General features: G+C 74.2%; 1 pseudogene. It reads right to left on the reverse strand.

Features of this window, described 5'->3' with window-relative positions:
* Positions 1 to 1,073, reverse strand: a pseudogene (locus ACWD3D_RS37390) (ABC transporter); the annotation flags it as partial.

The raw sequence follows: 1,073 nt of genomic DNA on the forward strand, positions 1-1,073 counted from the left end.
CGTACGGCTGCCCGCCGCCCGTGCCACCTCCGCCGGAGTGCCCGCCGCGACGATCCGGCCGCCCTCCTCGCCGCCGCCCGGACCCATGTCGATCACATGGTCCGCACCGGCCACCACCGCCATGTCGTGCTCCACGACCACCACCGTGCTGCCCGCGTCCACCAGTCCGTGGAGCTGCCTCATCAGCACCTCCACATCGGCCGGGTGCAGCCCCGTGGTCGGCTCGTCGAGCACGTACAGGGTGTGACCCCGCCGGGCCCGCTGGAGCTCCGCCGCCAGCTTGATCCGCTGCGCCTCACCGCCCGAGAGCTCGGTGGCGGGCTGCCCCAGGCGCAGATAGCCGAGCCCCACCTCGTTCAGGGTGCGCAGGCTCCGCTCGGCGGCCGGAACCCCGGCGAAGAACCCGGCCGCCGCCTCCACCGTCAGGTCCAGCACCCCGGCGACGGAGAGCCCGCGCAGGGTGACCTCCAGCGTCGCCGGGTTGTAACGCGCCCCGTGGCAGTCGGGGCAGGGCGCGTACGTGCTGGGCAGGAAGAGCAGCTCCACCGAGACGAACCCCTCGCCCTGACAGGTCTCGCACCGCCCGCCCGCCACGTTGAAGGAGAACCGTCCAGCCCGGTAGCCACGTTCCCGCGCCGTGTCCGTCTCGGCGAACAGCTTGCGCACGACGTCGAACAGCCCCGTGTACGTGGCCAGGTTGGAGCGCGGGGTACGCCCGATCGGCTTCTGGTCCACCTGCACGAGCCGGTCCACCGCCTCCAGCCCCCGCGCGGACGCGCAGTCCCGTACGGCGGGCACGCCAGGCAGATCCGCCACCGGCGAGGCCTGGCGGTCGGAGAGCACCCCGGCCAGCACCTGCCCGACCAGCGTCGACTTGCCCGACCCCGAGACGCCCGTGACGGCGGTGAAGACCCCGAGCGGGAACGTCACGTCCACGCCCCGCACGTTGTGGCGCCGGACACCTTCGAGCCGCAGCTCGCCGGACGGCGTACGCGGCGGACGGGCGACGGGCGCCGCCCCGCCGACCGGGAGGCCGTCGAGCGTTTCGCGGGCCGGATGCAGATCGAGGCGAC

The sequence above is a fragment of the Streptomyces sp. NPDC002690 genome (assembly GCF_053592415.1).